Origin of the sequence: Desulfosarcina alkanivorans, assembly GCF_009688945.1 — a bacterium.
GTDB classification, from domain to species: domain Bacteria; phylum Desulfobacterota; class Desulfobacteria; order Desulfobacterales; family Desulfosarcinaceae; genus Desulfosarcina; species Desulfosarcina alkanivorans.
Genome location: NZ_AP021874.1, coordinates 4,797,051 through 4,821,029 on the forward strand (window position 1 = coordinate 4,797,051; position 23,979 = coordinate 4,821,029).

Below are 23,979 nucleotides of genomic sequence, written 5' to 3' on the forward strand. Positions count from 1 at the left end.
TTCCGGTCTTGACAACAAGTCTTTTCGCTTTAATGTTGAGAACATCCATAACAGGCATTGTCCTGATTTCGACAATTACAAACTGATGTACGGACATGGCCGCGGATACCGGCGGCAACGCCACCGGTGCGAGTGGCGCAGGTTCCCGTCAGGCAAGTTTCTGGAATCCCAAAAAAGGAGAAAAAAATGAAGGTCAGGCCATTGAATGACAGGGTGCTGGTGGTTCGCGTCGAAGAAGAACAAAAAACCAAAGGCGGGATCATTATTCCGGATACCGCCAAGGAAAAACCCATGGAAGGCAGAGTTGTTGCCGCCGGACCCGGAAAACTGGATGAACGGGGAGCGCGGGTGCCCATGGAATTGAAAACGGACGATCGGGTGCTCTTCTCCAAATACGCGGGCACCGAGATTAAGATCGACGGCGTCGAACACCTGTTCATGCGGGAAGACGATATTCTTGGGGTGATCCAATAATCGGGAGGAAAGACAGATGGCTGCAAAAAAGATTGTTTATGGCTCGCGGGCCCGAGAGTCCATGCTCAAAGGGGTCAATGCACTGGCCGATGCGGTGAAGGTGACGCTTGGCCCCAAGGGCAACAACGTGGTGTTGAACAAAGCCTTTGGGTCGCCCCTGGTCACCAAGGACGGTGTGACGGTAGCCAAAGAGATCGAACTGACGGACAAGTTTGAAAACATGGGGGCTCAGATGGTCAGGGAGGTGGCCAGCAAGACCAGCGATATGGCCGGCGACGGCACCACCACCGCAACGGTGCTGGCCCGGGCCATCTACACGGAGGGCCAGCGGCTGGTGGCGGCCGGAGCCAATCCCATGGCCATCAAACGGGGTATCGATCTGGGCGTTACCGTCGTGGTCGACGCCTTGAAAAAGATGTCCAAGCCCACCAAGGACCGCAAGGAAATCGAGCAGGTGGGTGCCATCTCCGCCAACAATGACCAGGCCGTGGGCATGATGATCTCCGAGGCCATGGAAAAAGTGGGTAAAGAGGGCGTCATCACCGTCGAAGAGGCCAAGGGCATGGAAACGACCCTGGACGTCGTCGAAGGGATGCAGTTCGATCGGGGGTATCTCTCCCCGTATTTCGTTACCGACTCCGAGAAGATGGTCGTCGAACTGGAGGATCCGTATATTCTGCTCCATGAAAAGAAAATTTCGAACATGAAGGACCTGGTGCCCCTGCTGGAATCGGTTTCTCAGGCCGGCAGGCCCCTGCTGATGGTTGCCGAAGATGTGGACGGAGAAGCCCTGGCGACCCTGATCGTCAACAAGCTTCGCGGCACCCTGAAGGTGGCCGCGGTCAAGGCGCCCGGATTCGGTGACCGCCGAAAGGCCATGCTGGAGGATATCGCCGTTCTCACCGGCGGCCAGGTGGTCTCCGAAGACCTGGGCATCAAACTGGAAAACCTCACCGTGGCGGATCTGGGAAAGTGCCGCACGGCGAAGATTGACAAGGACAACACCACCCTCGTTGACGGGGCCGGCAACAAATCTGCCATCGAAGGGAGGGTGAGCCAGATACGTGCCCAGACCGAAGCGACCACCTCCGATTACGATCGCGAGAAGCTTCAGGAACGGCTGGCCAAACTGATCGGCGGCGTGGCGGTGATCAACATCGGTGCGGCCACGGAAACCGAAATGAAAGAGAAAAAAGCACGCCTGGAAGACGCCCTGAACGCCACCCGGGCGGCGGTCGAAGAGGGCGTCGTTCCCGGTGGCGGTGTGGCCCTGATCCGATGCATGGCGGCCCTGGAGGGTGTTGACGCAAAGGGCGATGAAAAAAATGGCCTGGCCATATTGAAGCGCGCCCTTCAGGAGCCGTTGCGCCAGATTGTCTGCAACGCCGGTCTGGAAGGCTCCGTGGTCGTCAACAAGGTCCTGGAAGGAAAAGACGATTATGGCTTCAATGCCGCTGCCGACGAATACGAAAACCTGCTGGTATCCGGGGTCATCGACCCCACCAAGGTGGTACGCTTCGCCCTGCAGAACGCCGCATCCGTTGCCGGTCTCATGCTGACCACCGAAGCCATGATTGCCGACAAGCCGGAGAAGAAGAAAACACCGGCCGCGCCGATGGGCGATGACGTGTACTGATCGGATAAACGCTCCAGCATAAACACCATACCTGTCCCTTGTCTGGACAGGTATGGCTTTTTTTGAAGGAAAGAAAACCGGATGAACCTGCAATCGTTTTGGGTCGGTTCTTTCGCGACGAAGCTGGTAAGTACGACGGTTCTTATCATTATCGTCTTGATCATCAGAAAATACATTGTTCATTGGATCAAAAACAAGGAGACGTTTCCTCCGACATTCAAACGACAATGGGTCGTTCGGGTCCGCAACATTACCATCTTTCTGATATTCGGTATTCTGGTTGTGGTCTGGCTCGAGCAGCTGCGCACCATTGCGGCATCCATTGTGGTGATAGCAGCGGCTATCGTAATCGCCACCAAGGAGTTTCTGTTGAATGTGGTCGGTTTCTTTTATCGAACCACGACAAAGTTCGTGACCGTAGGCGATCGCATCGAAGTAAACGATATCCGTGGAGATGTGATCGATCAGAATCTGATGGGCATGACGTTGCTGGAGATCGGTCCGGGAGACAAGACCCATCAGTATACCGGGCTCACCATCTACCTGCCCAACAGTCTGTTTCTGTCGGCAACCGTAAAAAATGAGACGTTTTTGTGGAGCGACTACGTCTTTCACCTGATGACCATCCCGATTAACGCCGACGGTCAATGGGAAAACGCCGAAAAGGCGTTGCTGCAGGCCGCCAGGGATGTGAGCATTCCATATATTGACAAAGCGGGTAAGGTCATGAAGGCCCAGGCGCTTCACCAGAACCTCGAGGAGCCGAGCATCGAACCACGCGTTCAGATACAGATTGCCGAGCCCGAAAGATATAATATGGTATTGCGGGTCACGGTTCCGGCGCGCAAACGTGCACGCCTGGAGCAGGATATTACCCGGCGCTATCTGCAGATCATGCAAAACGCCAGCGAAACGTTTCACCAAGTCAAGGCAACCGAAAAATAGACCCCTTCCAGTTGTATTTCAGTCCGCGGGAACAGCCGGCACCCATTTATCCCAAACCGCTCCACGGTTGTCATTCCTCACGGTTTTCATCCGGATTGGGCGGGCTTTTGGAACCGGTCCCCGAGCGGCCCGGCTTCCGCCGGCCCGCTGGCCCGAGAAAGGCCCCTCCAATGACCGGTAGCAAGCAGCGGTTCGGTTCGCCCTGTTGTGTCGAGCGCAAAACCGGTCGGGGGGTTTCCGTTTCCCCATAAAACCGGATATGAGGTTTCCCAGAAGATGAACGTTCCGCGACAGGCCAAGCCGATCGGGTCCTTGTCATCTATCTTTTAAAAGGGAGGATGAGATATGTTTGATCTGATGCATAACCGCAAACGGCCGGGTAGGAATCTCGTGGGCTTCAAAAGCGAAATCGACAATTTGTTCAACCGTTTTGTCAATCTTGATTTTCCGCTTTCCCGTGAAATCCTGAAAGAGGGGCACTGGTCGCCCCGCGTGGATGTCAGTGAGCGTGAGAGAGATATTACCATTGGGGCAAGTTATTTTTCTTCGGTTGGTTTGCGCAAAGGGGAAATTATAACCTTGAGGAGAAATGATGCCGCCTGGGCTGACGCGCCCTTTCAGATGGTGACATCTGAAGTCATCAGATGCGAAGATGTATTGAATGGCATTTTCAATTACAAGGTGGGCGTCAGGCATCTATTGACCTATTTTTAGCTGGACGATTGTCGTTCAACCGAGGAGAAATGTATGCAACGCAATGTTAAGATAATGATCGCCTGCGACCTGTCTGCCCATGCCCTTGAAGCCCTGCGCTGTGGCGTTTCGCTGGCATTGGATCTGAACGCTGAACTGCTGATTGTCAACGTGATCAACCAGCGCGACATTTCGGCCATGGAAATCGCCCTGAAAAGAATAAAAGCCGAAATAGACAATTTTCCAGCTACCATCGGTGGATACACGAAGGGGATCAAGGAGGAACGCACCGACGCGATATCGGCCATGGTAAAGCAGGCCGCCGGCAGCCAAATCCCTTATCGGAGCGTCATCGCCACGGGCGTACCCTTCAAGCGCCTGATCGAAATTGCCAGGGAAGAACGCCCCCGTCTGATTGTCATCGGCACCAAAGGGCGAAGCAATCTGGCCGATGTCATGCTCGGCTCAACTGCCGAAAAAATGTTCCGGCACAGCCCGTTTCCGCTGCTCAGCGTTCGCCCGGAAAAGGGTGAGGGCCGGTAAACGCACGGGGGGACTTAAAAGATAGGCGGGATTTTCATGGATTTGGGGTATGTTTGGACCTTGGCGGGCTGATGCGGGGCATTATCGATAGCACCCGGGAAAACGATACGGCCGGAATTATGGGTGATCACCGGTCATAGGCCCTTATTTGACCGACGACAGCTGCGGTGCCTGGCGCCGGCAGGCCCATGCAGGTATCCATGCCCAGGAGGGCACGGATCGCAAGAGGCGACTGGCGAAGACCCATGCGATGGACAGGAGGCAGACCATGACCCCGAAAGCAACCACCACTTACCCGCTTAAATGGATTACACCAGACATGGCCGTCGGTTATGCCCCCCACTCCCGGGCGGATATCGAGGCCCTTAAGGCCTGTGGCATTGAGGCGGTCCTGAATTTATGCGCCGAATGCTATGACCTGAATGAAATAGAGGCCGCAGAGGGTTTGGAGGTCCACTGGCTGCCCGTTGCCGACGAAGATGCCCCTGATTCTGATCTGGCGCAACAGGCAATCCAATGGCTAAATGGGATCCTGGCGCAACACAAAAAAGTGTTGGTGCATTGCCGATTTGGAATTGGGCGCACCGGCACGATGGTCACCGCATGGCTGCTCGACCAGGGGTATACTCTGGAAGATGCACAGGACATGCTGGGCCATACGCCGGCCAAACCCAACAGCAGGCGGCAATGGGATTTTCTGGATGCTTACAGCAGGTCGATCGGCAAACCGGCGGTCAAAAGGCCGCCTGATCTGGAACAACGGCGTTCCCGCCTGGGAAGGTTTTTTCGAAAATATGCTCGGATGAATGATTGGTGGACCCGATAGCTTCAATCGGTCCCGATTTTCCCATCAGACGGCGGCAGGGATGAAGCGCCCTTCATCCGTTGGCCTCAAGGGGGCCGGGGGGCGTCAGTTTTTTGGGAAAGAATGACCGTTGTCTGATGAACGCCGCGACCGGTTTACTGCGAGGAAAAAAGAAAAGGGCCTTCCGAAAAAACGGAGTGCCCTTAAAAAAACCGAAAAACGAAGTGTTAGACCACGGTCACGTTTGCTGCGGCGGGACCTTTGGGACCCTGCTCGATTTCAAAGGTAACCCGATCACCTTCGTTGAGAGATCTGAACCCGCTGGAATTGATTGCCGAATGATGAACAAATACATCCGGTCCGTCTTCCTGCTCGATAAAACCAAACCCCTTGCTGTCGTTAAACCACTTCACGATACCATTTGCCATTCTAACTTCCTCCTACGAATAAAAAAAAATAAAATCATTGCTTCAAACTTCAGGGGCCACTTTGACAAATGGATCGTTCCCTCAGAAAGAAACCGGCCTGTCAACAACGGCAGGCCTTTTATGATTTCCAACCATATCACCCGGTAAAAGAAAAGCAAGAAAATTATTCATTTTTTTTCTTTCGTTTGGGGCGGTAATAATGCGTGGCCGTGCCGTGGAAGATGTCGGCGGCTTCCTTGAGGGTTTCGGCAAGCGTCGGGTGCGGATGGATGGTCAACCCCAAATCGGTGGCGTTGGCGCCCATCTCAATGGCCAGGGTTGCCTCGGCAATCAATTCTCCGGCGCCGGGCCCCACGATGCCTGCGCCCAACAGTCTTTCGGACGCTGGATCGATGACCAGTTTGGTGAGCCCGTCGCTGCGGCCCAGGCTGACGGCGCGGCCGGATGCCGCCCAGGGGAAGCGGGTCACTTCGACCGCCGTCCCCCCGGTTTTGGCCGCGCTCTCGGTAAGGCCCGTCCAGGCCACCTCCGGATCGGTGAAGACCACCGCCGGGATGGCGGCAGGATCGGCGATGACATTTTTTCCGGCAATCGTCTCCACGGCGATGCGTGCTTCGTAGGCAGCCTTATGGGCCAGCATGGGCTGTCCGGCCACGTCGCCGATGGCGAAAATATGCTGGGCCGCGGTTCGGCAGTGAGCATCGATTTTGACAAAGCCGCCCTCATCCAGCGTCACTCCGGCCGTTTCCAGGCCGAGGCCGGCCGACCGGGGCCGGCGGCCCACGGCCACGAGCACCCGCTGGAAAAGCCGGGTAAGGGGCTTGTCATCCTGGCCCCCGAAGGTCACCTTGACGCCGTTTTTCTGGACCTTGGCCGCCGCCACCGTGGTGCCGAGGAGGATGGCTTTAAACCGGTCCGTCAGCCGTCTGGCGAGGAAGCGAACCAGATCCCGGTCCGCACCGGCCAACAGGTGGGGCAGCATTTCCACCACGGTTACGTCCGACCCCAGGGCCGCATAGACGCTGCCCAGTTCCAGGCCGATATAACCGCCGCCCACCACCAGCAGGGTTGTGGGCACCGTTTCCAGATCCAGGGCTTTTTTCGAGTTCCAGATCCGATCCGAATCGGCCGGGAACAGCGGTATGTCCACGGCAGCCGAGCCAGTGGCCAGGACGGCATGGGCAAAGCCCAGGGTGCTTGTTTTTCCTTCCATGTCTGCCAGCGACAGGGTGTGGTCGTCCATAAACCGGGCGGTGGCCCGGACGTGATTGATCTTTCGCTGGGCCACCAGACGTCCCAGCCCGCCGGTGAGGCCGTCGATGATTTCCGATTTCCAGGCCCGCATCCGCTGGATGTCGATTTTCGGTTTGCCGAAGGAGACACCCCAGTCCGCAGCATGAGACGCTTCGTCGATCAGCCGGGACACGTGTAAAAGGGCCTTGGAGGGAATGCACCCGCGGTAAAGGCATACTCCCCCGGGATTTTCCGCCGGGTCGATGAGGGTGACGGCCATGCCCATGTCAGCCGCCAGAAATGCCGCCGCATAACCGCCGGGACCGGCGCCGATGACCGCCACTTGTGTGTTGTTGTCCTCCATGAATCCAGCTCGCTTTCTTCGCTAGGTTGTCGGGTGATGCCCGTCGGTTATTCAAGAAACAGGCTTAAGGGCTGTTCCAGTCCCGCGCCGATCCAGCGCAGGAAGCGCGCTGCATCGGCCCCGTCAATGATGCGGTGATCGTAGGACAGGGACAGGGGCAGGATGGTCCGCGGCTCAAAGCGGTCCTTCACAAACACCGGCTTGATGGTGGACCGGCTTACCCCGAGGATGGCCACCTGGGGCCACAGGACAATGGGGGTGAACCCCACTCCGCCGATGCCACCCTGGTTGGAGATGGTAAAGGTGCCGCCTTCCATTTCATCGGATTTGATTTTTTTACTGCGGGCCCGTGACGACAGATCCCCGATGACCAGGGCCAGGTCGACCAGGCTGCTTTTGTCGGCATCGCGAATCACCGGCACCAGCAGGCCCCGGGAGGTGTCGGCGGCGATGCCGATATGAACGTATCGTTTGAGGATGACCCGCTGGTTGGCCATGTCGATACTGGCGTTGAATCGTGGGAACCGTTTCAGCGCTTCTGCGCACACCCGGGTGATGACAGCCGTTATGGTGAGTTTGGCTCCGGCCTTTTCCACTTTGGCCGCATTTTTCTGGATGAATGCGTTCACCGTGCTGATGTCGGCTTCATCGAACTGGGTGACGTGGGGTATGGCCGTCCAGGAGCCTGCCGTACTCTGAGCCGTCAACCGCCGGACCGTGTCCATCGCTTCGACGTCGATCGGGCCCCATCGGCTGAAATCGGGCAGCGCCGGCGCTTCGCCGGTGCTTCCCGGAGCGGCAGTCTGCCGGTGCCGCACATGGGTTTTGATGTCCGCTTCGGTTATCCGGCCGCCGGGGCCACTTCCTCTGACCGCGGCAATGTCGACCCCCAACTCCCGGGCCAGGCGCCGGATCGAGGGCGATGCCGGCACCAGCGGACGGCCGCGCCCCGCCTGGCGCTGCTCCGGGGGCGGTTCAGCCTCCTCCGCCGCTGGCGCCGGCGGCAAGGGGATCGCAACGGCTTCTTCGACCCTGCCTGCGGTTTCGGTTGCCGGGACGGCCGTCTCCGTGGGCTTTTCCGCCTCTTTGGCCGGCGATGCATCGGTTTCCACCCGGGCGATCACATCGCCAACGTTCATCTGGGCCCCCTCCCTGGCCAGCACTTCGGTCACCCGGCCGCTGAAGGGGGACGGAATTTCCACCAGGGCCTTGTCCGTTTCCAGTTCGATCACGGTGTCGTCCACCGCCAGCGTATCCCCGGCCTTGACGTGGACGGCCACGACAACGCCCGATTCGACATTCTCACCAATTTCCGGTACCTTGACTTCCTGTAGCATGGGGGGCTCCTTCTTCTATGCGAATAAAGGATTGACACGTTCGGGGTCTATTTGGAACGATTTGCGGGCCTTTTTCACCGCGGTCATGGGAACGGCCTTTTCCCGGGCCAGGGCGGCCAGGGCCGAAAAGGCGATGTGACGGGCATCCACTTCGAAAAAGTCCCTCAGGGCGTCGCGGGTTTCGCTGCGGCCGTACCCGTCGGTCCCCAGGACCACCACCGGCCCGGGCAACTGGCGGGCAATGCTTTCCGGCAGGGCCTTGAGGTAGTCGCAGGCAGCCACGAAAACCCCGGATTCACCGTCGGTCTGCTGTTGCAGAAAGGAACGGCGGGGCTTTTTCTCCGGGTTGAGCCGGTTGGTGCGTTCGGTATCCTGGGCATCCCAGTAGAGATTTTTGTAGCTGGTGACGCTCCAGACATCGGTTGCAACGCCGAAGTCCGCCTCCAGCAGGTCCCGGGCCTTGAGGCACTCGTTGAGAATGGCACCGCTGCCCAGCAGGTGTGCCCTGGCTTTGGATTTTTTAAGAGACGACTGCGAGAATTTGTAGATGCCCTTGAGGATTCCCGTTTCCGCACCGGCGGGCATGGCGGGCATGGGGTAGAATTCGTTGGTGATGGTCAGGTAGTAAACCAGGTTCTCGCCTTCTTCGAGCATCCGTCGAAGCCCCTCGCGCACGATGACGGCGATTTCGAAGGCGAAGGCCGGGTCGTAGGCCAGCAGCGACGGGTTGGGAAGCGCCAGGATATGGCTGTTGCCGTCCTGGTGCTGAAGGCCCTCGCCGGCCAGGGTGGTGCGCCCGGCCGTGGCCCCCAGTAAAAATCCCCGGGCCTGGACGTCGCCGGCGGCCCAGATCATGTCGCCGATGCGCTGGAAGCCGAACATGGAGTAAAAGAAAAAGAAGGGCACCATGTTGATGTCGAAGGTGGAATAAGCCGTTCCGGCGGCGATGAACGAGGCCATGGACCCGGCCTCGGTGATGCCTTCCTCCAGAATCTGGCCGTCGGTGGCCTCTTTGTAGTAAAGCAGGCTGCTGCGATCCACCGGCTCATAGTTCTGTCCCACGTGGGAGTAAATGCCGATCTTGCGAAACAGGCTCTCCATGCCGAATGTTCGGGCTTCGTCGGGCACGATGGGCACGATATAGCGCCCGATTTTTTCATCCGCCAGCAGTTTGGCCAGCAGGGTCACCATGGCCATGGTGGTGGCCACCTCGCGGCCGCCTGATCCTTTCAGAAAATCGGTGTACAGGGTTTTTGCCGGCGGCCGGAAGATGGGTACCGAGACGCTGCGTGCCGGCAGGTAGCCGCCCAGCGCACGCCGCCTTTCCTTCAGGTAGCGGATTTCCTCGCTGTTTTCCCCGGGCCGGTAAAAGGGAGCCTCCTGGATCTGGTCGTCGGGGATGGGGATGCCGAAACGGCTTCTGAAATGGCGCAATTCCTGTTCGTTGAGTTTTTTCTGCTGGTGGGTGACGTTGCGTCCCTCGCCCGCCTCTCCCAGGCCATAGCCCTTGATGGTCTTGGCCAGGATGACCGTCGGCCCCTCACTGTGCTCGACGGCCGACTGGTACGCCGCATAGATTTTCTGGGGGTCGTGGCCGCCCCGGCGCAGTTTCTGCAATTGTTCGTCGGTATAGCCGTCTACCATGCGGGCCAATTGGGGGTAGCGCCCGAAAAAATCCTTGCGGATATAGTCGCCGCCGGCCACCGAGTACATCTGGTACTGGCCGTCGGGCACCTCCTCCATGCGCCTGGCCAGCAGTCCCTGGTCATCCTGGGCCAGCAGCGGATCCCAGTCGTCCCCCCAGATCACCTTGATGGCGTTCCAGCCGGCCCCGCGAAAGGCCGCTTCCAGTTCCTGGATGATCTTGCCGTTGCCGCGAACGGGGCCGTCCAGGCGCTGGAGGTTGCAGTTGATCACGAAAACCAGGTTGTCCAGCCGCTCCCGGGCCGCCAGGGTGATGGCCCCCAGCGTTTCCGGTTCGTCGGTCTCGCCGTCACCCAAAAAAGCCCACACCCGCCGGTCGTCGGGGGGTTTGATGCCCCGGTCTTCCATATAGCGGTTGAAGCGGGCCTGGTAGATGGCCATGATCGGCGACAGCCCCATGGATACGGTGGGAAATTGCCAGAAGTCGGGCATGAGGTAGGGATGGGGGTAGGAACTCAGGCCCCCGCCCTCGGCGAGTTCCCGGCGGAAATTCTCCATCTGCGTTTCGGTGATGCGCCCCTCCAGAAAGGCCCGTGCATAGATCCCCGGCGCCGCGTGGCCCTGAAAAAAAACCATGTCGCCGGGGTGGCCGGCGCTTTTGGCCCGGAAGAAATGGTTGAAGCCCACCTCATAGAGGGTGGCGCTGGAGGCAAAGGTGGAGATGTGTCCGCCGATGCCTGCGTGCTGGCGGTTGGCCCGCACCACCATGGCCATGGCATTCCAGCGGATGATGCTCTTGATGCGCCGCTCGATTTCCCGGCTGCCCGGAAAGGCCGGCTGGCGGGTCACCCCAATGGTGTTGATATAAGGCGTATTGGCGGAAAAGTGGACCTGAACGCCGCGCTGCTGGGCCCTTACCTGAAGGTGTCGCAGCAGTTCTAAAACCCGTGCGGGCCCCTGGCTTTCGTATACATAGTCCAGGCTTTCGATCCACTCCCGGTTTTCGGCCACGACCTCACCGGCAATGGCGTCGGCATCTTCATGGCGCATGGGCACATTCCTTTCATAGACTACACGTGGCTGGAGGCGGTCGCCGGGTGTCCGGGAAACGCCCGCCGGAAGCATTGCAGGACACATGGCAACACAGGGTTGCCGGACATCTGGAATGTTACCTCGTGTCCGTCCAGAAATAAGGGATTTCGGTCGAGATCAAGGCGTGCGAAAAATTTATCCGGAGGCATATCGTTGATATTCCGGGGATAAAACTTTTCGTACAACGCAGCGATCGGGCAAAATAACCATTTATGGATGGGCATCACCCATTATCGGGCCGAACCCGAACGCGTGTCAATAGGCGTGACGTGAACGGGCGTTTTTGGAACGTCCGACGTGGATGGTGGTGGCACGGACGCCTGCGGTACGGCGGCGCCCACGATTATAACGGGGCTGGCCGACAGGCTCCTGCGCCGGGCGGTTGCCTGTCGGCTGTGAAAATGGATTGCGTTGGTACCGAAAGGACGTTTTTCCAGCCACCGGGGAAAGGCCGCCCCGCCAGGACGGTTCAAGGCGAATGGTCCGGCAGGCTGGCCCGTAGCCCCTAAAAGCGCAGATAGAAAAACTCATAATCCCCGTTGTTGATATCGATTTTCAGGTTGTAGCCCCTGGATTCGGCAAACACGAGCCATGGCGGCCGCCCACTGCCGCCGCATTCGTAATTGGGCCAGAATTCGCCGGTTTTGCCGCTGTGGTAGGACAGCATCATGGCATTGCTGTCCATGTCCCGAGCCTTGGCTTTGGCCATGGCCCTGGCTTCATTCAGGTCCAGCGTCGCGTCTTCAACGGTCATCTTTACGGTATCGCGGGTATACTCGGTGGATGTGGTTTGAAGTTCAGCCATTGGTGTTTTCCTTTCTTGGAAACGTGGTTGCATTCCGAAAAATAAGTCGCTTTCGGCCTTTGTAAATCAAGGCCGGGTGAGGGCGCATCATCAGCGTTTCTTTTTTTGACCAATCGGGGTATGCTTGATTCCTGATCAATTGAAATGAAAATCCGGAAAGGAAACTATGAGCAAGACCCTGGAAGCGACCAATCTGGCCGTGTTCTGCGATTTTGAAAATGTGGCCCTTGGTGTGCGCGATGCTCGCTTCGCCCAGTTTGATATCAGCAAAGTGCTCGAGCGGCTGCTGCTCAAGGGCAGCATCGTGGTCAAGAAAGCCTACTGCGACTGGGAGCGGTACAAGGAATTCAAAGCGGCCATGCACGAAGCGGCCTTCGAACTGATCGAGATCCCCCACGTGCGCCAGTCGGGAAAGAATTCCGCAGACATCCGCATGGTGGTCGATGCCCTGGACCTGTGCTACACCAAATCCCATGTGGATACCTTCGTGATTGTCAGCGGAGATTCGGATTTTTCGCCATTGGTCAGCAAATTGCGGGAGAACAACAAAAACGTCATCGGTGTGGGCGTGAAGAACTCCAGTTCCGATCTGCTGATCGCCAACTGTGACGAATTCATCTATTACGACGACCTGGTCCGAAAGAAGAAAAAGGCCAGAAAACCGGCCCGCAAACCGGCGGCCAAAGGCCCGAAAGCACCGGCTGCCGGGGCCGCGACCAAAGAAGATGCCGAAACGCTGACCCAGGAGGCCCTGGACCTGGTGATGGAGACCCTGGAGGCCCTGGCCGAAGAGCGCGGGTCGGAAGATAAAATCTGGGGCTCCATGGTCAAGCAGACCCTCAAGCGCCGCCGCCCGGGGTTCAACGAATCCTACTACGGATTCCGCTCCTTCAAACGCCTGCTCGACGAGGCTGCCAGCCGGGGCCTCATGGAACTGGAGCCGGACGAAAAATCCGGGGGGTACATCATCCGCAGCTTCCATGCGGAGGAGTGATTCGCCGCCGGCGCCATCGAAGGCCCGATCACGCCTCTATCCGGAGATACGCCAACAGTTTCGCAAGGGAGACGTTTTCCGAAACCACCATGATTTTCTTTTCCCGGGGCAGCTTTTTGATGCCGTATTCAACCCGGTAGGCCAGGCGTTTGGCGCCTACCCGGCAGCTGTATACCAGCTCCACGGGGGAGAAGGCCCGGGTGAAGCGGGCACAACGCCGGCCCTGGTCCGCATGTTCGCGAACCCGCCGCGGCACGTCCGTGGTGACGCCGGTATACAGCGCGCCGTTGCCGCAGCGCAGGATGTACACGAACCAGTCGTTGTTGGCGTCGTCGCTGATGGGGGTCTCCGTCAGCCCTTCAAGGGACTTTTTCCAATTGCCGGCCAGATACGAAGCAGGCCGAAGCAGGTCCGGATCGAGATCCAGGCGCCGGTGACCCACCAGATGCCCGTCAACAGGTCGGGCGATCCCCCGCCCAGCATCCAGATGCCCAGTGCGCCGCAGGCGGTGGCCAGGACCACCACATTTCTCAGGTAGCGAAAGTCTCCCGTTCCCCAGTGGATGCCATCGGTAACAAAGGCCAGTGCGCCGATGGGCTGGGTCAGGGCAGCGGCCATCCAGGCAGGGAAGAACAGGGCCCGGGCCGAGGGCGGCACGAGGGTGTCGGCGATGAGGTGGCGCCCCCCAAGCATGGCCGCCGCCAGCATCGTCCCCACCATGGTGCTCCATAAACAGACGAACCCGGCCACCTTGCGTGCTTCGGCAACCTGTCCGGAGCCGACAAACCAACCGATCAGGCTCTGGGCGGTAATGGCCGACGCATCCAGGAAAAGCGCCGTAAACACCCACACCTGGCGGATGGCCTGGTGCGCCGCGCCCGCCTCGGGCCCCAGCCGTGTGGCCGCGCGGGTCGCCAGCAGCAGGAAGACCGTCAGCATGCCCGTGCGAACGAACATGTCCGCTCCCACCCGCAGCAGCCGCCTGACATCGATGATCTGTATCCGCCGCGTAAACCCGAGTCGCCGGTAAACCCGGTATGCGGCCCAGCCGGCACCGATCCACTGGCTGAGGGCGCTGGCCGCCGCGGCACCGGCGATGCCCATGGCCGGCACGGGACCCCAACCGAATATCAGGATCCCGTCGAGGAGGATGTTCATGGCGTTGACCCCCACGGCAATCCACAGGGGCAGGCGCATCTCCTGAAGGCCGTACAGGATCCCGAAGGCGGTGAGGGTCAGCAGGACCGCAGGGGCGCCGACGGCCCGCCACTGAATATACACCACGGCCTGCCGATGAACCGCCCCGGCCGCCCCCATGGCCGTGGCCACCGGTGCGGCGAAAACCCATGCCAGCAGCGTCAGGGCCAGTCCGGCGCACAGGGCCAGGAACATGGCCAGGGAACCCATGCGCACTCCGCGCGCCATATCCCGGCGCCCCAGGGCCTGGGACACTTCCGTCTGGCTGCCCACACTCAGGAAATTGAAGATCCAGAACACGCTGGACAATACCATGGTGCCCACGCCCAGCGACGCCAGTGAATCGGCTCCCAGGCGGGCCACGAAGGCCGTGTCAACCAGGCCGGTCACCGGCTCGGCAACCAGGGAGAATAACACCGGCACCCAGAGTGAGAAAAAGGTTCGCAGGGGCGATTTGAGGAATCGGGCGGTATGGGCGTCTGCGGGCATTGCCGGCCTTTCGTGCACAGGTGTCGGATCGGTCACCGTGGACCGACGATTCTTATGACGTCATTGCCGGCCGTTTTCAATGAAAAAAGCGGACCTTCGCCTGTCAACGCAACGGGCGCTTCAGGATTAATTGTTTTTCGATGGATGCGGGCCGAATTTCTGGATACCCGAACTCCGGGCCCGGACCGCCAAAAAAGGCATCGCCTGCAAGGACCGGCCGGCGTATGAGACGGCATTCCATCGGGCGGCGATGGTGAAAGCGCCACGGTGGCTTTCTGCCGGCCCATGGGTGACCCTCGAATTCCAATCGACCCGGTGGTTGGGCAGGAGGTGCACCGGCCATTGACGCCGGGCGGATACTGCCGCTATACTGATTTGAGGACCATTCCCGTCTGCTCCGGTGAGCATGCCGCCACCCGGTCGCGTCCGTGCTTCAACCGCTTGCTCCACCTGTCGCTGCTTTGCCCCGGCCCATGGGTAAAAGAACCTGCGGACCAACCGAATTCGTGCCCTGAACGGACACCTGATGGCGGATACGGCAACTGCCCGGAGCACGATAACCCATCAGAAAAGGGGACCGGAGCGATGACCACGTCCATGCGTATCATGACCGACAATCCGTTGAACGCCGAAACCCCGGCAGCGCGGCTGCGATCCTGGATTACCCCCAATGCGGTTTTTTTCGACCGCAACCAGGGCCAGATCCCCGATGCGCCGGCTGATTTGGACACCTGGCGGCTGACCATCGATGGTGACGTCAACCAATCATTGAAACTGGACCTGGACCGGATCCAGAGCCTCCCCAAAGCCATCGTTGCCAATACCCTGGAGTGTTCGGGCAACAGCCGGTCGCTGCTTGAAAAAAGGGCCCCCGGGAACCCATGGACCATCGGCGGTGTCGGCAATGCGGTGTGGGGCGGTATCTGGCTTCGCGATTTGCTGAACAAATCCGGCCTGGCGGACCGGGCCGCCCATGTCGCTTTCGAAGGCATGGACACCCCGCTTGGCAAGTCCCGGATCAAATTCGTCCGCAGCATACCTATCGAAAAGGCGATGTCATCCACCCTGCTGGCCTATGAAATGAACGGGGACCCACTGCCCCTGAAGCATGGCTATCCCCTGCGGGCCCTGGCCTTGGGATGGACGGGCGCCAACTGCGTGAAATGGCTCAATCGAATTACGGTCCTGGAAAGGCCGTTCAAGGGGTTTTTCATGGACCAGGTCTACCGGGTGTTTCAAAAAGGCCAGATGCCCGCGTCCGGGGAGGTGGTCACCGCCATCCGTCTCAACTCCATCATCACCCGCCCGCTGGCCGGTGAGCGGTTGAAGAAAGGCGATGTGGTGGTTCTCGGCGCCGCCTATGCCGGTGAAGGTCGCGTGGCGCAGGTCGACGTGTCCACCGACCACGGCGCCTCGTGGCAACCGGCCGAATTCATTGGCCCTGATGAACCTTATGCCTGGCGGCAATGGCAGTATGTCTGGCGTCCTGACCGGGGGGGGGACCACACACTTTGGTCACGGGCCGTCGACGACCAGGGCGGGCAGCAGCCCATGTCTGCAACCTGGAATTTCCTCGGCTACGGCAACAACGGCGTCGATGAACACGCCGTGAGGGTCGTCGTCACGTAAATGCGAGTTCCCGCAATACCCGGCGCCGGCGGAAAGCCTATCGGGGTTTGCGCCTGATCATGCGCCTGATGGTATAGGCCATGACGGTTTCATCGTCCTGATTGCTCACCTGATGAGAAAACCACACGATGCCCCGATCGGTTTTTTGGGTTTCCCGTCGATCCACCACCTCGATGGCCACCCTGATCGTGTCGCCGACAAAGACCGGTCGGACCACCGTCAGATCGACTCCCAGAAACGCGATGCCCGTTTCGTGCAGGATGCCCGAAAGGATCGTCAGGCCCTCGGCCATGGAGAACGTCAGCGCCCCGGGAACGACGGGCTTTTCGTAGGGCGTTTCGCGTTTGACATAGTCCCGGTCCATGAACAGGGGCTCGAAAAAGCCGAAGGCGGTGGTAAAGTTGAGATGGTCCGCTTCGGTGACCGTGCGGCGGTCGGTGCTGTACCGCCGGCCCGCCGAGAACTCCTCATAATAAATTCCGCGCCGGCCCATGGCTTCCATTTCCTTTCACGGCGGACTTACTGACGATCATAATTCCACTGGCGGTCGGTCATCGCCACCACGGCTTTCCGGCCCGCCTCCGTCAGGCCCAGGCGGTCGATCTCGCGGGCCAGTTGATCCCTGCTGCCGTGCCCGGCCGCGTAGCCGTTGAGGCGGGCAGCAGCGGTCGAGTCGATCAAATCACGATGAACCGGATAAATCCGGGACATCTCGGCCCTCAGGTTATCGTGCTGTTTGAGAATATACTTCTGGTGGTAGTCTTCTGCAAGGGTAAACGTGCGCAGGGGCGCCACCTCGGTCTTGACCTGCCGGCCGAGTTTTTTCTCAACGGCCGACCGGGATACCGTCGCCAGCGTCCGTTGCCGGTCGTCGTGGTAAAATATCGCGTTCATGTACTGCCGGGACCACGCACGCCCGGTGGGTTTGTGGCTGCGCCAGAAGATGTCCAGCAGTCCGTCGTAGGAGATGCGCTGCGGATCATAATCCACCTGCACCGTTTCCGTATGGTCACCGATATGGCCGTAGTCCGGATTATCCTGCCGGCCGCCGGCGTACCCTACGCGGGTTCGAATGACGCCCTCGATCATCCCGAACCGGGATTCGATGCCCCAGAATCAACCCAGGCCGAAGGAGGCGGTTTCGAAAACCGCCGGTGCCGACATATCGATGGGTGGGATTGAAGGGGATGGGGCCTCGATTTCATGTGCCAGGTTCATGGCCGCCTCCGTTGGTTCCGATTCATGGTTTGCCTGCGAGTCCATCGCCGGGGAGCAGCTCCACAGCAAGAACAGCACGCCCAAATAAACTAAACACGACAGGTGGCTGATGCAGCATCTTTTTTTCATTGCAAGGGTCCTCTTTTGGGCAGCCCGTTTTCATCCTCGGGCGATACATGTCAATTGATCCTGTCCAACACGCCCCGTTCCTTATCAGTGTTCTGTAAAGATTCGATAAAGAGGGGCCGACAGGAGGGCAACGACAGACGGTGGACCCCCGCGACTGAATACCGCTTTGGCGCAAAACACGTTGCCGGACGGTTTTTTGGGGTTGACGATGAGGTCTGGTCTGCATGACATATTCAACACATTGATTTTTATGCGGGCGTTGCCGACGCATCGTCGAAGGAGGAAAATGAAAAAGCAGGTCGATCCACGCATGCACAGCGCCGAGCATCTCCTTAACCAGGCCATGGTACGCCGGTTTGATTGCGGCCGATGCTTCAGCGCCCATATCGAGCGTAAAAAATCCAAATGCGACTATCGATTCGACAGACCGCTGACCGACGAGGAGGTGGCGTCACTGGAAGAGGACGTCAATGGGGTGATCGAGGCGAACCAGGCGGTTACGGAACGGTTCGTTCCCATCGATGACGCCCGCAGCGCCTATAACCTGTCGCGGTTGCCCGACCATGCGGGGGACCGAATCCGTATCGTGAGCATCGGCGATTACGACCACTGCCCGTGCATCGGCCCCCATGTGTCCGCGACCGGAGACATCGGGCGATTTCGGATCACGTCGTCCGGGCATGAAAACGGGGTCCTGCGCATTCGCTTCAAGCTGACGCGTCCTTGAGAAGGCCCAGATGTCGGTGGTCCATCCGCCCATGGTCGTTCGGTTAGCGATTTCGCCGTCGGCGACGGCCAGGCTTTCCTGAGCGAGGCCGGGGAGCCCTATGGGCGGGAGATAAAACCGCTGGCGCACCCAGCGAGTCAGGGGCGGTTATCTCACGCTTCGATACCCCGGGCGCAGTCCCTCTTTCGAAAAGACGATCTGCCACAGCTGGTTTCTGCGGGCGCGGAAGGATCCGGCGCAGGCCAGCAGGTAGTAGGTCCACATGCGAAAAAAGCGGCCGTCATAGGCCTGCTTGATGCGGTTCCAGTTTGCAATGAAGTTGTGATGCCAGGCCAGCAGCGTCGGATCATAATCCGGCCCGAAGCTGTGCCAGTCCTCCATCACCAGCAGTTTTTCCGCCGCCGAGGCAATCTGCCGGCCGGAGGGCAGCATGGAGTTGGGGAAGATATACTTGGATATCCAGGGATCGCAGAAGCGGACCGACCGGTTGCCGGCGATGGTGTGCAGTAAAAACAGTCCCTCGGGCGCCAGGCAGCCTCGAATCCTTCGCATGAAGGTGCGGTAGCGGCCCGCCCCCACGTGCTCGAACATGCCCACCGAAACGATTCGATCGAAGGTGCCGTTCAACCGGCGGTAATCCTTTTTTTCGATGGTTACCGGCAGCCCCCGGCAGCGTTTCCGGGCCAGTTTGGCCTGCTCCCTGGAAACCGTGATGCCCGTCACCTCGACGCCGTATCGTTTGGCCGCATAGGCGGCCAGGCCGCCCCATCCGCACCCCACATCCAGGAGCCGCATGCCGGGTTGAAGTTGCAGTTTGCGGCAGATCAGGTCCATTTTAGACCGCTGGGCCTCGTCGAGATTCCCGGCATCCCGCCAGTAGGCGCAGGAGTAGTTCATCCATTTGTCCAGCATCAGTGTAAACAGATCGTTGCCGATGTCATAGTGGCGCCTGCCGATGGCAAAAGCACGGAAACGGCCCGGCGAGCATGTCGCTGCGGATCGGATGCCGGACCACAACAACTTGATGGATCGGGCTGCCTGTTGATCCAGGCGGAATCGCAGGATCCGGTAGAAGAGCTGGTCCAGGGCCTCGCAGTCCCACCAGCTGTCCATATAGCTCTCCCCCAGGGCAAGGGAGCCGCCAGCCACCAGCCGATTGTAAAAAGCAGGGTTGTGCACCTGGATATCCCAGGGTCGGGTGCCGTTGATAACGATATCGGCAGATCCGAACAACTCCGGAACCAGGCGTTGGGGTGATGTTTTTTTCATGATCCGCTCCCCTGTTTTCGTTCACGGTCGTTGCCGATTTTCCGGTCAACGCCTTCCAGGAAAAGGACGGTTCGGAAACGGGAGATCGAAAGCGCTTCCGGGGGCGCCTCAGGGAGGGGATGGGGTGTCCTAAAACCGGGAACTCAGATGGTGCGGAAACGCAGTCGGATCGCCGGGTCCTTTCCCGACGAATACTCATAAATACCATAGCGCGCTGCGGCGCCGGGGGGCAAGTGGAATTTCAATTTCTGTGTTCGATCACCTTTATGATCTGCTGCATGGTTTCGTTTACCGGCGTGGGGATCCGATAGGCTTGTCCCATGGCGACCACCTTGCCGGCAAAAATTTCCACTTCGGTTTTTCTGCCGGCCTCCACATCCTGAAGCATGGATGTTTTTCCTGCCGGAGACAGCTTCATCAATATTTGTTCCCACGCATCGATATCTTTTTCGGTCAGGTCGATGCCGGCTTCTCCGGCCAGTTCCACCACTTCCCTCATCAGCGACCGCATCAGCGACCGGGCTTCGGCAGAGGATTGAAAGACGCCGTAGGGGGCGCGCAGAACGGCTGACGCCTGGTTGATGCCCACATTGATCATGAATTTCCACCACATGGCCCGCATGATGTCCGCCGGCACCTCGCAGGCAATTCCCGCCCGGTTTAATGCTTCCCCGATGCGCGCCAACCGTGGCCCGCTGTCGTCATTCGCCATGGGACCGAAAATGATTTTGCCGGGATTGGCATAGGAGAAACGTTGGTCTGCACGCAGGGCGTCGATGCCAACGGCAATGGCGTAGACCAGCTTGTCCCTGCCGCAGGCCGCCCCGATGGTTGCCTCGCTTTCCAGGCCGTTCATCACCGAAAGGACGGTCGTCTCCTCGCCAGTCAGGGCGGCGATGTCGCCGACAGCGCCGTCCAGATGATGGTGTTTCAAGGCCACCAGAACGAGATCCGCTGGTTCGGGACGCAGGTCCGGGTGAACCACGGGGACATGATACAGCCGGTCGTTTACGGTCAGGGTTTGGTTTTTGAGACGCTCGTAACGCTCACCCCGAGCCACGAAGGAGACGGAAAAACCGACTGCATCGGTAAACATGGCTGCATAGGCTGCGCCCATGGCGCCGGCGCCCACGATGGCTACCGTTCGAATCTCCTTCATGCTCAATGCTCCTTCTTTCCCATTGTCCGCCCGGACCGCTTAAGGCCCCGGCAGCATCCAGGGTAACGAATCCGGCCGAAATCGGCGCAATGACATCCGCCGCCCGCCATGATCGGCAGTCAAGGCCCTGGACCTCGGGATTTACAACCTGTCAAAAAAATTTCCAATACAAGATTTACCCTTATCCTAAAAACGATGTGTTTTCAACGGGTTGTTTCTGGCACCCATTTTGTATTCTTCCAGATGGTAGCCGGTGCCGATGTTGCCGTTAATCGATGGGCACTTAAAATGATAAAGGAGGTCCCATGATTCAGTCACCGTGTCTCAATTGTCCGAATCGGTACAAGGATAAACGCCTTTGCATGGATACCTGCGTTCTGTTGCATCGCGTGCAGACATTACAGGCCGGGCGCCTGGAGCGGTCATTGTTTACTGCCGTGGACGCTGCGGATGAAGATCGCTATCAGTTGATGACCGCCCGTGACAGCCGCCAATCCGTTATGGACGGCCTGCGCCTCTATTGAGCGGCCAACCCGTGGCCGACCGTTGCCGGGCCCCGGTCCCTATCGGCCGGGCCAGCGGTCATTCCAGGGTCTTATCCTTTCATAGGCCCGGGCCGCCTGAAGGACGCGATCATCCCGATGCCGGGGCGCGACGATCTGAAGTCCTGCCGGCAGTCCGTTTGCCGTCAGTCCTGCCGGCACAGAGGCGGCCGGGTGTCCGGAAAGATTAAAGGGATAGGTAAAGGCCACGGCCCCCAGCAGGGGGATGGGCTGCCCGTCAATTTCAGCTGGCGGCGGTCCGCCGGCGGCGAACGCCTCGGTGGGCATGGTGGGGGTGAGCAGAATGTCGAATTTTTCGAAGAGCGCCTGCAACTCCCGGTTCAACCGGGCCCGCAGCTGTTGAAAGGCGGTGAGTTCCGCCACCGTAAGACGCCGGGTCCGGTCTACCACGGCGGCCAGGGTTCTTCCGATGTCCCCCCGGTCGGTTTCCAGCACACCGGCGAGCTGGGCGTAAATATCCGTGCCGATCAGGGGCGTCCAGACCTCGGCCGTATCCGGCAGGCGCCCGGTCCACCGTTCCACCCGATGGCCCATCTCCCCGAAGGCGTGCACCGCCTGTTCCACACACGATAACACATCATTTTGAACCCTGGCGTATCCCAGATCCGGGCTGAAGGCGATTTTCAGCCGGTCCGGAAGGTCGTCGATACCGGCCAGATAGGGCCTTGGCGGCTTGGGCAGGGAATAGGGGTCTGCCGGGTGATACCCTGCCACGCAGTCCATGTAGAGGGCGGCATCCCTTACCGTCCGGGTCAGTGGCCCCATCACGGTCATGGCGCTGTAGCTCAAGACCGGCGACGGCCCCACCGGAATCCGGCCGAAGGAGGGTTTGAGCCCGAAACAACCCGAATAGGAGGCGGGGATGCGAATGGACCCCCCGGCATCGGATCCCGTGCACAGCGGCACCAGGCCTCCGGCAATGGCTGCCGCCGCCCCTCCGCTGGAGCCGCCCGGAGTCCGCTCCCGATTCCACGGATTGCGGGTCATGCCGTGGAGCCTGTTTTTGGTGAAACCGGTAAATCCGAACTCCGGCACATTGGTTTTCCCCACCACAATGGCGCCCGCCGCCCTGAGCCGCGCCACCTGAACCGAATCGCCCTGCACCCGATTGTCCTTAAAGGGGATGGAGCCATAGCTGGTCACCATGCCGGCGGCATCCTCCAGGTCCTTGACGCCCAGGGGCAGGCCGGCCAGGGGCCCGACGGGTTTTCCTGCCGCTATTTTCTCGGTCATGGCCCGCGCCTCGGCCATGGCCGCTTCCGGCCGCAGCGAGACGAAGGCATTCAGGCCGGGATTGACCCGGTCCATCCGGTCGAGGGTGTCGCGCATGACTTCCAGCGGGGTAATTTCTCTTCTGGCGATGCGGGCGGCCAGCCGCCAGGCGGATTCGTGGCTGATTGGCTTCATCAAAGCTCCTTACAGGAGGTGAAAGACGAAGGCGCGGTCTGCGCCATGGTGCATTGGATTACATGATCCGCTGATGCCCGTCAATTCGGTTGTGTTTAATTCAACGCCGGCCTATCCGCAGGGCGTGCTTCGCTTCAGCCCGGCCGGCGGCTGGATTATTTACGGAATCCGATTCAGCAACTGTTGCGCATAAGGAAACAGAACCGCAATAAAAAATTGCTTGACATATGCTCGCCAGCGCAATAAGTTTCCAATCCGGAAACACTTCTTTAGTTCTATTTATATAAATATTACTTATAGTTGAAATTGATTGGCGTTGCATGAAATTTCAATCATGAAACTTGACGGCCCGGAACGGAGCCCTTTCGGTCGTCAGGTTCGAGCCATGGCCCCATACGGTCCGCATCGCCTTACCGCATCTCCGGCCGGGATCGACGTTGAAAAGGGAACCGCTGTCCCGGCAGTTGCCGGCCACAAGTTTACTGAACCAGTGGGAGGTGTGAATGATTCCGGAATCCCAGATCGGAAAAAACATCAAGGCCCTTCGCCTTTCCCGAAAATTCACCCTGGAGACCCTGGCCGGAAAAGCCGGTCTCACCAAAGGCTATCTGTCCAAAGTCGAGAATTCCAAAAAATCACCGCCCGTATCCACCCTGATCGTCATTGCCAAGGCGCTTGGCGTGACCCTCTCCCAGATCTTCGGAGAAGAGAAGAAGGCTGTCCGCTGTTCCGTTGTCAAGAAGGGCGAGCGTCAATTCATGGCCAAGACCGGTGCCGGCTTCGGTTACTCATACGAAACCCTGGCGCATAAATATCCCGATAAAAAGATGGAACCGTCCATTTTGACGATTCCGGCCGACTCCAAAAAAAGCCTGGTTTTCCAGCATGACGGTGAGGAGATGGTGCTGGTGCTCGAAGGCGCCATGCGGTTTTTCCATGGCGGGGACGAGTACCTTCTGGAAGCCGGTGACTGTGTTTATTACGACTCCAGCGTCCCCCATTATGCCCTTCCGGCCGATCATCGGGATGTGAAATGCGTGGACGTCATTTACGTTCCTTGAGCACATTCGGGAGAAACGGCAGGTCCGAGGGAAAAATGAAAGATGTCGGCATCCGGATTCCTGCCCGGCTGAACCTGTTTTCGCATCAAGCGGTCAATCCGGCTGTTTTTTTGAACTGAATCGATTCAGAACCGAAAA

23 protein-coding genes are annotated in these 23,979 nt (G+C 59.2%); 11 read left to right on the forward strand and 12 right to left on the reverse strand.

Features of this window, described 5'->3' with window-relative positions; all coding sequences use genetic code 11:
- The first annotated feature begins 186 nt into the window (after positions 1-186).
- The 6 genes from groES to DSCA_RS21055 all read left to right on the forward strand — a co-directional run bounded on the left by groES (position 187) and on the right by DSCA_RS21055 (position 5,117).
- Positions 187-474, forward strand: coding sequence for a co-chaperone GroES (groES, locus tag DSCA_RS21030; RefSeq protein ID WP_155318300.1), 288 nt, complete (start codon positions 187-189; stop codon positions 472-474).
- 16 nt (positions 475-490) lie between these two features.
- A complete protein-coding gene (gene groL, locus DSCA_RS21035; protein WP_155318301.1) occupies positions 491-2,110 on the forward strand; it encodes a chaperonin GroEL in 1,620 nt (539 codons plus the stop codon).
- Positions 2,111-2,191: 81 nt separating this feature from the next.
- Positions 2,192-3,055 carry a mechanosensitive ion channel family protein gene (locus tag DSCA_RS21040; protein ID WP_155318302.1) on the forward strand — a complete coding sequence of 288 codons (864 nt, stop codon included), beginning with the start codon at positions 2,192-2,194 and terminating at the stop codon, positions 3,053-3,055.
- A 345-nt stretch (positions 3,056-3,400) separates the two neighbouring features.
- A complete protein-coding gene (locus DSCA_RS21045) occupies positions 3,401-3,769 on the forward strand; it encodes a hypothetical protein (protein WP_155318303.1) in 369 nt (122 codons plus the stop codon).
- 33 nt (positions 3,770-3,802) lie between these two features.
- Positions 3,803-4,291, forward strand: coding sequence for a universal stress protein (locus DSCA_RS21050; protein ID WP_155318304.1), 489 nt, complete (start codon positions 3,803-3,805; stop codon positions 4,289-4,291).
- Positions 4,292-4,559: 268 nt separating this feature from the next.
- Positions 4,560-5,117: a protein-tyrosine phosphatase family protein gene (locus DSCA_RS21055; RefSeq protein ID WP_167527889.1), complete on the forward strand. Its 558-nt coding sequence runs from the start codon at positions 4,560-4,562 to the stop codon at positions 5,115-5,117.
- A 206-nt stretch (positions 5,118-5,323) separates the two neighbouring features.
- Here the strand turns inward: DSCA_RS21055 and DSCA_RS21060 are convergent, their stop codons facing one another.
- From DSCA_RS21060 to DSCA_RS21080, 5 genes are all read right to left on the reverse strand, one after another.
- Positions 5,324-5,524 carry a cold-shock protein gene (locus DSCA_RS21060; RefSeq protein ID WP_155318306.1) on the reverse strand — a complete coding sequence of 67 codons (201 nt, stop codon included), beginning with the start codon at positions 5,522-5,524 and terminating at the stop codon, positions 5,324-5,326.
- 163 nt (positions 5,525-5,687) lie between these two features.
- Complete coding sequence (lpdA, locus tag DSCA_RS21065) at positions 5,688-7,121, reverse strand: dihydrolipoyl dehydrogenase (RefSeq protein WP_155318307.1); 1,434 nt, start codon at positions 7,119-7,121, stop codon at positions 5,688-5,690.
- Positions 7,122-7,168: 47 nt separating this feature from the next.
- Complete coding sequence (locus tag DSCA_RS21070) at positions 7,169-8,458, reverse strand: 2-oxo acid dehydrogenase subunit E2 (RefSeq protein ID WP_155318308.1); 1,290 nt, start codon at positions 8,456-8,458, stop codon at positions 7,169-7,171.
- Between the two features lie 15 nt (positions 8,459-8,473).
- Complete coding sequence (gene aceE, locus DSCA_RS21075) at positions 8,474-11,152, reverse strand: pyruvate dehydrogenase (acetyl-transferring), homodimeric type (RefSeq protein ID WP_155318309.1); 2,679 nt, start codon at positions 11,150-11,152, stop codon at positions 8,474-8,476.
- 547 nt (positions 11,153-11,699) lie between these two features.
- Positions 11,700-11,999 carry an AF1514 family protein gene (locus tag DSCA_RS21080; RefSeq protein ID WP_155318310.1) on the reverse strand — a complete coding sequence of 100 codons (300 nt, stop codon included), beginning with the start codon at positions 11,997-11,999 and terminating at the stop codon, positions 11,700-11,702.
- 166 nt (positions 12,000-12,165) lie between these two features.
- Here DSCA_RS21080 and DSCA_RS21085 point away from each other — a divergent pair, with 166 nt between their 5' ends.
- Complete coding sequence (locus DSCA_RS21085) at positions 12,166-12,993, forward strand: NYN domain-containing protein (RefSeq protein WP_155318311.1); 828 nt, start codon at positions 12,166-12,168, stop codon at positions 12,991-12,993.
- Positions 12,994-13,021: 28 nt separating this feature from the next.
- Here DSCA_RS21085 and DSCA_RS32025 read toward each other — a convergent pair whose 3' ends face one another.
- The gene (locus DSCA_RS32025; protein WP_167527890.1) at positions 13,022-13,435 is read right to left on the reverse strand and encodes a GIY-YIG nuclease family protein; all 414 of its coding nucleotides are present in this window, start codon (positions 13,433-13,435) and stop codon (positions 13,022-13,024) included.
- Positions 13,345-14,679: an MATE family efflux transporter gene (locus DSCA_RS21095; protein WP_155318313.1), complete on the reverse strand. Its 1,335-nt coding sequence runs from the start codon at positions 14,677-14,679 to the stop codon at positions 13,345-13,347. The genes DSCA_RS32025 and DSCA_RS21095 overlap by 91 nt, the downstream gene beginning before the upstream one ends.
- 285 nt (positions 14,680-14,964) lie before the next feature.
- On the opposite strand from DSCA_RS21095, the gene DSCA_RS21100 reads away from it, so the two are divergent.
- Positions 14,965-16,308 carry a sulfite oxidase gene (locus DSCA_RS21100; protein ID WP_155318314.1) on the forward strand — a complete coding sequence of 448 codons (1,344 nt, stop codon included), beginning with the start codon at positions 14,965-14,967 and terminating at the stop codon, positions 16,306-16,308.
- A gap of 37 nt (positions 16,309-16,345) precedes the next feature.
- Here the strand turns inward: DSCA_RS21100 and DSCA_RS21105 are convergent, their stop codons facing one another.
- Together DSCA_RS21105 and DSCA_RS21110 are read right to left on the reverse strand one after the other, a co-directional pair.
- On the reverse strand, positions 16,346-16,801 hold the full coding sequence (locus DSCA_RS21105; protein ID WP_167527891.1) for a MaoC family dehydratase: 456 nt from the start codon (positions 16,799-16,801) through the stop codon (positions 16,346-16,348).
- Between the two features lie 26 nt (positions 16,802-16,827).
- Positions 16,828-17,415 carry a peptide-methionine (S)-S-oxide reductase gene (locus DSCA_RS21110; protein ID WP_269434684.1) on the reverse strand — a complete coding sequence of 196 codons (588 nt, stop codon included), beginning with the start codon at positions 17,413-17,415 and terminating at the stop codon, positions 16,828-16,830.
- Between the two features lie 526 nt (positions 17,416-17,941).
- On the opposite strand from DSCA_RS21110, the gene DSCA_RS21115 reads away from it, so the two are divergent.
- Positions 17,942-18,382, forward strand: coding sequence for an alanyl-tRNA editing protein (locus DSCA_RS21115; RefSeq protein WP_155318317.1), 441 nt, complete (start codon positions 17,942-17,944; stop codon positions 18,380-18,382).
- 147 nt (positions 18,383-18,529) lie between these two features.
- On the opposite strand, the gene cfa is transcribed toward DSCA_RS21115, so the two are convergent.
- Both cfa and DSCA_RS21125 read right to left on the reverse strand, forming a co-directional pair.
- Positions 18,530-19,651 (reverse strand): cyclopropane fatty acyl phospholipid synthase, encoded by a 1,122-nt coding sequence (gene cfa / locus DSCA_RS21120; RefSeq protein WP_155318318.1) that lies wholly within the window; start codon positions 19,649-19,651, stop codon positions 18,530-18,532.
- A 241-nt stretch (positions 19,652-19,892) separates the two neighbouring features.
- Positions 19,893-20,810 (reverse strand): ketopantoate reductase family protein, encoded by a 918-nt coding sequence (locus DSCA_RS21125; RefSeq protein WP_155318319.1) that lies wholly within the window; start codon positions 20,808-20,810, stop codon positions 19,893-19,895.
- A 362-nt stretch (positions 20,811-21,172) separates the two neighbouring features.
- Here DSCA_RS21125 and DSCA_RS21130 point away from each other — a divergent pair, with 362 nt between their 5' ends.
- Complete coding sequence (locus DSCA_RS21130) at positions 21,173-21,334, forward strand: hypothetical protein (RefSeq protein ID WP_155318320.1); 162 nt, start codon at positions 21,173-21,175, stop codon at positions 21,332-21,334.
- Positions 21,335-21,373: 39 nt separating this feature from the next.
- Here the strand turns inward: DSCA_RS21130 and DSCA_RS21135 are convergent, their stop codons facing one another.
- Positions 21,374-22,780, reverse strand: coding sequence for an amidase (locus tag DSCA_RS21135; RefSeq protein ID WP_155318321.1), 1,407 nt, complete (start codon positions 22,778-22,780; stop codon positions 21,374-21,376).
- Between the two features lie 503 nt (positions 22,781-23,283).
- On the opposite strand from DSCA_RS21135, the gene DSCA_RS21140 reads away from it, so the two are divergent.
- The gene (locus DSCA_RS21140) at positions 23,284-23,841 is read left to right on the forward strand and encodes a helix-turn-helix domain-containing protein (RefSeq protein ID WP_155318322.1); all 558 of its coding nucleotides are present in this window, start codon (positions 23,284-23,286) and stop codon (positions 23,839-23,841) included.
- Positions 23,842-23,979 lie beyond the last annotated feature (138 nt).

What these genes read in the sequence shown, in the direction of transcription:
- DSCA_RS21105 (WP_167527891.1), bottom strand. Translation starts at nt 16,801, where the DNA reads ATGGGCCGGCGCGGAATTTATTATGAGGAGTTCTCGGCGGGCCGGCGG.
- aceE (WP_155318309.1), bottom strand. Translation starts at nt 11,152, where the DNA reads ATGCGCCATGAAGATGCCGACGCCATTGCCGGTGAGGTCGTGGCCGAA.
- DSCA_RS21095 (WP_155318313.1), bottom strand. Translation starts at nt 14,679, where the DNA reads ATGCCCGCAGACGCCCATACCGCCCGATTCCTCAAATCGCCCCTGCGA.
- DSCA_RS21115 (WP_155318317.1), top strand. Translation starts at nt 17,942, where the DNA reads ATGAAAAAGCAGGTCGATCCACGCATGCACAGCGCCGAGCATCTCCTT.
- groES (WP_155318300.1), top strand. Translation starts at nt 187, where the DNA reads ATGAAGGTCAGGCCATTGAATGACAGGGTGCTGGTGGTTCGCGTCGAA.
- DSCA_RS21130 (WP_155318320.1), top strand. Translation starts at nt 21,173, where the DNA reads ATGGATACCTGCGTTCTGTTGCATCGCGTGCAGACATTACAGGCCGGG.
- DSCA_RS21080 (WP_155318310.1), bottom strand. Translation starts at nt 11,999, where the DNA reads ATGGCTGAACTTCAAACCACATCCACCGAGTATACCCGCGATACCGTA.
- DSCA_RS21100 (WP_155318314.1), top strand. Translation starts at nt 14,965, where the DNA reads ATGGGTGACCCTCGAATTCCAATCGACCCGGTGGTTGGGCAGGAGGTG.
- DSCA_RS21070 (WP_155318308.1), bottom strand. Translation starts at nt 8,458, where the DNA reads ATGCTACAGGAAGTCAAGGTACCGGAAATTGGTGAGAATGTCGAATCG.
- DSCA_RS21050 (WP_155318304.1), top strand. Translation starts at nt 3,803, where the DNA reads ATGCAACGCAATGTTAAGATAATGATCGCCTGCGACCTGTCTGCCCAT.
- DSCA_RS21045 (WP_155318303.1), top strand. Translation starts at nt 3,401, where the DNA reads ATGTTTGATCTGATGCATAACCGCAAACGGCCGGGTAGGAATCTCGTG.
- DSCA_RS21060 (WP_155318306.1), bottom strand. Translation starts at nt 5,524, where the DNA reads ATGGCAAATGGTATCGTGAAGTGGTTTAACGACAGCAAGGGGTTTGGT.
- lpdA (WP_155318307.1), bottom strand. Translation starts at nt 7,121, where the DNA reads ATGGAGGACAACAACACACAAGTGGCGGTCATCGGCGCCGGTCCCGGC.
- DSCA_RS21140 (WP_155318322.1), top strand. Translation starts at nt 23,284, where the DNA reads ATGATTCCGGAATCCCAGATCGGAAAAAACATCAAGGCCCTTCGCCTT.
- DSCA_RS21135 (WP_155318321.1), bottom strand. Translation starts at nt 22,780, where the DNA reads ATGAAGCCAATCAGCCACGAATCCGCCTGGCGGCTGGCCGCCCGCATC.
- DSCA_RS21040 (WP_155318302.1), top strand. Translation starts at nt 2,192, where the DNA reads ATGAACCTGCAATCGTTTTGGGTCGGTTCTTTCGCGACGAAGCTGGTA.
- groL (WP_155318301.1), top strand. Translation starts at nt 491, where the DNA reads ATGGCTGCAAAAAAGATTGTTTATGGCTCGCGGGCCCGAGAGTCCATG.
- DSCA_RS21085 (WP_155318311.1), top strand. Translation starts at nt 12,166, where the DNA reads ATGAGCAAGACCCTGGAAGCGACCAATCTGGCCGTGTTCTGCGATTTT.
- DSCA_RS21055 (WP_167527889.1), top strand. Translation starts at nt 4,560, where the DNA reads ATGACCCCGAAAGCAACCACCACTTACCCGCTTAAATGGATTACACCA.
- DSCA_RS21125 (WP_155318319.1), bottom strand. Translation starts at nt 20,810, where the DNA reads ATGAAGGAGATTCGAACGGTAGCCATCGTGGGCGCCGGCGCCATGGGC.
- cfa (WP_155318318.1), bottom strand. Translation starts at nt 19,651, where the DNA reads ATGAAAAAAACATCACCCCAACGCCTGGTTCCGGAGTTGTTCGGATCT.